Raw genomic sequence first — 4,824 nt, forward strand, 5'->3', positions numbered from 1 at the left:
ACCGGCCACTACAGGAACATCTCGATCCACACGGCCGGCAATCGGATCGGCAACGCCCGAGGCATGAAGGCCGATGTGCGAATCGATGATGTCCGGCTGGATGGCGATGCCGACGCCATCGGCACCGTGGGAGCTTTAGACGCCGTGATCACTTGGTCTGCCGACGGCATGAGGCAGAGCATCCAGGAAGCGATCTCGCCGTTGCGTGGCTTGGTCACCGCGGTCCAGACCAACCCGGACGACGGCACCATCAAGCTGCGGGGCAACCTGGGCAGTGTCACCACCAGTCCGCAGGTTATAGACGGACGAGTGGCGCTGCAGGTGGTCGATGTCACCGGGCTGGGTTTGTTGCTGCCCAGCGACACGGTGCAGTCGGCGCTAGACGAGTTCACCACCCGTCTCACCGAGAATTACCCGCTCGATATCCATGCCGACAGCGTGCAGATCACCTATGACGGTGTGACAGCGCATTATTCGGCCCGCGACACACCGATCCCGCAGGGCAACGAAAGCGACCGGGGCAGCCAAGGGAACAAGAACAACCAGGACCCCTGCTTCGCGCGCCTATAGGCCGGCGAGCAATGGCGCGGCCGGGCGAATGCGGCGAGCGCCTACGCGACTACAAAGTTGCTAGCTCGCACAACTTAGGTGGGACCCCGAAGTGATGACGTGATTTAGAACCTTCACGATCCCGATCAATCGGGCAATAATATGCGCCAATCCTTGGGATGCCGGACGCCCGAGACCCAAACACCGAGCCGGGTCCCATCGCTGTGGGCAGGAGACCGGCGTCGTCGAGGAGATGGTCATGATCGCTCGGATGTGGCGAGGCTGGGTTCGGACCGAGCAGGCGAACGCCTACGTCGCGTACATCAACGGCACAGGTTTGCGTGAGTACGCGGCGACGCCGGGCAACCTTGGCTGCCAGATGTGGACGAAAGACCTGGGAGATGGTCGAACGGAAGTCCTTACGGTCAGTTGGTGGGAGTCCCGGGCTGCCATCATCGGGTTCGCGGGATCCGATATCGAGGCCGCCGTGTTCTACCCCGAGGATGACGAATACCTCGTGGATCGCGAGACCACGGTCTCCCATTTCGAGGTTGCGGCCGCCCAGGCCGGGTGATGTCCCTCCGGCGCGGACTGCAGACAAGACAATGGCCGCCTCACTTGCGCAAGGCGGCCATCGTTTCTAGCACTACTTCCACCACTTCCAGGGCTTGTCCCAGTGTCCCGGCGGAGGCACGAACGGGAGCTGGCCGATATGCCCAGGTGACGGGACAAACTGACCAGGCCCAGGTGGCTCCCACCACCACCAATCGTCATCAGCACTCGCCTGACCAGCACCAATACCTATCGATCCGAAGGCGAGCGCCCCGGCGACAACTGCTCCGGCTGCGATCTTCTTCATGTTCATCGTGAACTCCTTCTTCAGCTGGCTGCCTCGCCGCTGCCAAGAAAGGCGGCTTGCCACGCAATGGCGATAACGGCAAGGCGCTCACGACTCTTCGCAATAGGTTTATCGTCCCACCGGCGGCGCCTGTTATCCACCGAGTTAGCCACCGAGCTGAATCAGCACCTTGCTGCTGCCGCTATTGCGGTCGGCCGCTACCGCAATCGCTTCCGCTGCTTCGTTTATCGGATAGCGATGAGTGATCAATGGACACACATCCAGCCCGTTCGCCATCGCCGCGACGGCGTCGGTGATCTCGTCGACGAACCGGTACGACCCGATCCAGGTGATCTCCCGCGTCACCAGGTCTCCCAGGTTCGCGGGCACCGCCTTGCCCGGCAGGTTCCCGACCTGCACCACCGCGCCGCCTCGCGCGACGGCGCGCAGCACCGCCCCTAGCGCCGGCGGCGCTCCCGACGCCTCGAACGCCAGCCCGACATCCGATGGGAGTTCCTCGCCCGCACCCACGTTGACCACAGCGTCGGCGCCCATCGCCTTCGCAATCGACAGCGGAGCGTCGGCCACGTCCGCCGCCACCACGCTCGCGGCTCCGGCGTACTTCGCCGCGGCCACCACCAATGATCCGATGGGCCCCGCCCCATTCACCAAGACCTCGCGGCCGCGCACATCGCCCGCTCGGTTGACCGCGTGCATCGCCACCGCAAGCGGTTCCGCAAGAGCACCCCACTCAGTTTCGACGCCGTCGGGAAGCGCCCGAACCTGTTCGGCCCGAACGACTCTCATCTCAGAGAAGCCGCCGTCCGTATGAGGATCGAATGCGGCAGACCCGAAGTATCCGCCCGCTGCTGTCGCCGGATGAATCGTTACGCGCTGCCCCGCAGAGAAGCCACTGACTCCTGCGCCGACACCCGCAATGTGTCCCGCCACTTCGTGTCCGAGCACCAATGGATGCTTGAGCACCGCCGTTCCGGAGGCTCCGTTGCGCCAGTACGAGATGTCGGATCCGCAAATACCGCCCCACTCCATCGCGACGAGAACCTCCCCTTCCCGGGGCACCGGGTCGGGGAGGTCGTCGACCCGAAGGTCGTTGGCACCGTGCACCACAACGGCTTTCACAGCGCATCCTCGAGCTGTACGAGATCGCGACCACGGGTCTCCGGCGCGAGTACCGCCGAGACCAAGGTAATCAGCGAGTACACAACCAGCATTGCCGCGATCGGCCACCAGCTTCCGGTCGCGGCCGTCAAGCCGGCAGCGACGACGGGACCGATTGCGGTGGCAAGGATTCCACCGATCTCCTTGGAGAGCGCGAGCTGGGTGAACCGGGTGCGCGAACCGAACAGTTCTGCCATCGTCACGCTCTCCAGCGAAAACAGGCCCAGCACACCGATGTTGAGCGCAATCATCATCGACAGCACCATCACGACGTTGCTGCCGCTTGTCACACCAAGCATGAGTGGGAACGCCAGCAGTGCGGTCAACGTGGTGAGCACGATGTAGATCGGTCGACGTCCGTACTTGTCGCCGAGCCAACCCACGATCGGGATAGTGGCGAAGCCGACAAGAGAGCCGTACATGATCGCGCTAGTGGCCGCAGACTTGTTCATCATCAACGTCGACGCGATGTATCCGACCAGGAACGTCTGCACCAGGCCCGAATTGCCCGCCTGGCCGAACCGCAAGCCCAGCGCGACGAGGAAGGCCTTACCCTTGCGCTGGCGCAACCCGGCTTCCAGAACACTCTCGTGTTTAGCGGCGGCCGCGGCTTCCAGTTCGTCACGCGAAAGCGCCACGCCGTCCACGACGTCGGGACGCTCTTCGAAAACGGGGCTTTCCTTGAGGTTCAGTCGCAGCCACACCGCGAACAGCATCAGCACGAAGCTCAGCAGGAACGGAATGCGCCAGCCCCAGCTCAGCAGTTGCTCGTCACTGAGCACCGCGAGCAGCAGCGCCCAAATTCCCGAAGCGGCCAGCGTGCCCGAGTTTGTGCCGAGACACACGAGCGACGCGATGAGGCCACGTCGTTTCTGTGGTGCGTACTCGGCCAGCATGGTCGTCGCCCCAGCGATCTCCGCGCCCGCGCCGAAGCCCTGGATCAGCCGCAGAGCCACGAGCAGGATTGGTGCGTAGATGCCGATCATCGCGTAGGTGGGCAGCACACCGATCAACGTCGTGGAGGCGCCCATCAGCGCGATGGTGATGAAAAGGACCTTCTTACGACCGATCCGGTCGCCCATGCGTCCGAAGAAGATCGCGCCTGCCAACCGCGCGACATAACCGACGCCGTACGTGGCCATCGCCGCGATCAGGCCGATCGCCGGGCTGACGTCCGGGAAGAAGATCTTGTTGAAGACGATGGCGGCGGCCAGCGAGTACAGCTGGAAGTCCATGAACTCCATCGCGGTTCCGAGCCACCCGGACACCGCGGCCTTGGTCAGATCGCTGGTCGTACGCGGTGCGGCGCCGGATGGCGGCGCCTCGAGGTTGTGGGTCATCGCTGTTCCTTGCTCGTGGGAAGTATCGATGTGAGCCGGTTCACTTACATACAAGCTCTGAGAGCCAGCTCTTGTCAACACTTGATTTCGACAAGGCCACCCTCATCGGGCGGTACGGCGATGGGATTTACTGCCAGACGGCGACAACGCGGCGCGTTGGCCGGCTGGCGGTGCCGTCGGCGAACAGCTCGGGCGAGCGCTCGCGGATCTTCCCGATGTCGGTGAAGACCTTGCGCAGGTGGCTGCGCAGCGCCGTAGCGGCTTTGTCGCTGTCGCGGGCGTCCACCGCGTCGACTACGGCCTCGTGCTCATCGGTCAACGCCTGGATCGAACTCTCGCCCATCATGCCCAGGCGCCGGGCCCGATCCAGATGAGCCTTGGCCGCCACCACCGTGCGCCAGGCATTTCCATGGCCGCCGGCCGCCAGCAGCATCCGGTGGAACTGCTCGTCGAGCTCGAAGAATGTGTTCACGTCGGTGGTTTCGCGCTGGACGGCGATCAATTCACGCAGCTCGGTGATCGCGGCGCCGTCGGCCTGCTCCACCGCCGTCGGGATATTGGCGAGTTCTATCGCCTCGCGCACAAACTGCGCGTCAGCCACCCGCTCGGGATCGATCCTGGCCACGAAGGAACCAAGCTTGGGAAAGATCTGCACCAGCCCCTCGTCGGCGAGCAGAATCAGGCTCTCGCGAACCGGAGTCCTGCTGACCGAGAGCTGAGCGGCCAGTTCGTTCTCCGACAAGGAAGCGCCAGGCGCCAGGTCCAGGGTCACGATGCGTCGCCGCAGCTCGGCGTACACGCGTTCCCGGTTCGAACCCTGCGGCGGCGTCGTCATGGCGACAGTTTATTGGAATACCTCGGCTGTTGACAGACATTGCTCGGTAGAGCTTGTATGTAAGCATGAAGATCGTCGGCGCG

General features: G+C 63.9%; 5 protein-coding genes and 1 pseudogene. 2 read left to right on the plus strand and 4 right to left on the minus strand.

Annotated elements, in window-relative coordinates; all coding sequences use genetic code 11:
• Together VFH65_RS00685 and VFH65_RS00690 are read left to right on the plus strand one after the other, a co-directional pair.
• Window positions 1-570: pseudogene (locus VFH65_RS00685) on the plus strand (DUF2993 domain-containing protein); the annotation flags it as partial.
• A gap of 238 nt (window positions 571-808) precedes the next feature.
• Window positions 809-1,123, plus strand: coding sequence for an antibiotic biosynthesis monooxygenase family protein (locus tag VFH65_RS00690; protein WP_353319197.1), 315 nt, complete (start codon window positions 809-811; stop codon window positions 1,121-1,123).
• 72 nt (window positions 1,124-1,195) lie between these two features.
• Here VFH65_RS00690 and VFH65_RS00695 read toward each other — a convergent pair whose 3' ends face one another.
• The 4 genes from VFH65_RS00695 to VFH65_RS00710 all read right to left on the minus strand — a co-directional run bounded on the left by VFH65_RS00695 (window position 1,196) and on the right by VFH65_RS00710 (window position 4,741).
• Entirely contained in the window at window positions 1,196-1,471 is a 276-nt protein-coding gene (locus VFH65_RS00695) for a hypothetical protein (RefSeq protein ID WP_353319198.1), read from the minus strand.
• An 81-nt stretch (window positions 1,472-1,552) separates the two neighbouring features.
• Window positions 1,553-2,527, minus strand: coding sequence for an L-idonate 5-dehydrogenase (locus tag VFH65_RS00700; protein WP_353319199.1), 975 nt, complete (start codon window positions 2,525-2,527; stop codon window positions 1,553-1,555).
• Window positions 2,524-3,906: an MFS transporter gene (locus VFH65_RS00705; RefSeq protein ID WP_353319200.1), complete on the minus strand. Its 1,383-nt coding sequence runs from the start codon at window positions 3,904-3,906 to the stop codon at window positions 2,524-2,526. Before VFH65_RS00705 ends, VFH65_RS00700 begins: the two co-directional genes overlap by 4 nt.
• Window positions 3,907-4,033: 127 nt before the next feature.
• Window positions 4,034-4,741, minus strand: coding sequence for a GntR family transcriptional regulator (locus tag VFH65_RS00710; RefSeq protein ID WP_353319201.1), 708 nt, complete (start codon window positions 4,739-4,741; stop codon window positions 4,034-4,036).
• Window positions 4,742-4,824: the final 83 nt, after the last annotated feature.

This window comes from Mycobacterium sp., from assembly GCF_035697385.1.
Lineage (GTDB): Bacteria > Actinomycetota > Actinomycetes > Mycobacteriales > Mycobacteriaceae > Mycobacterium.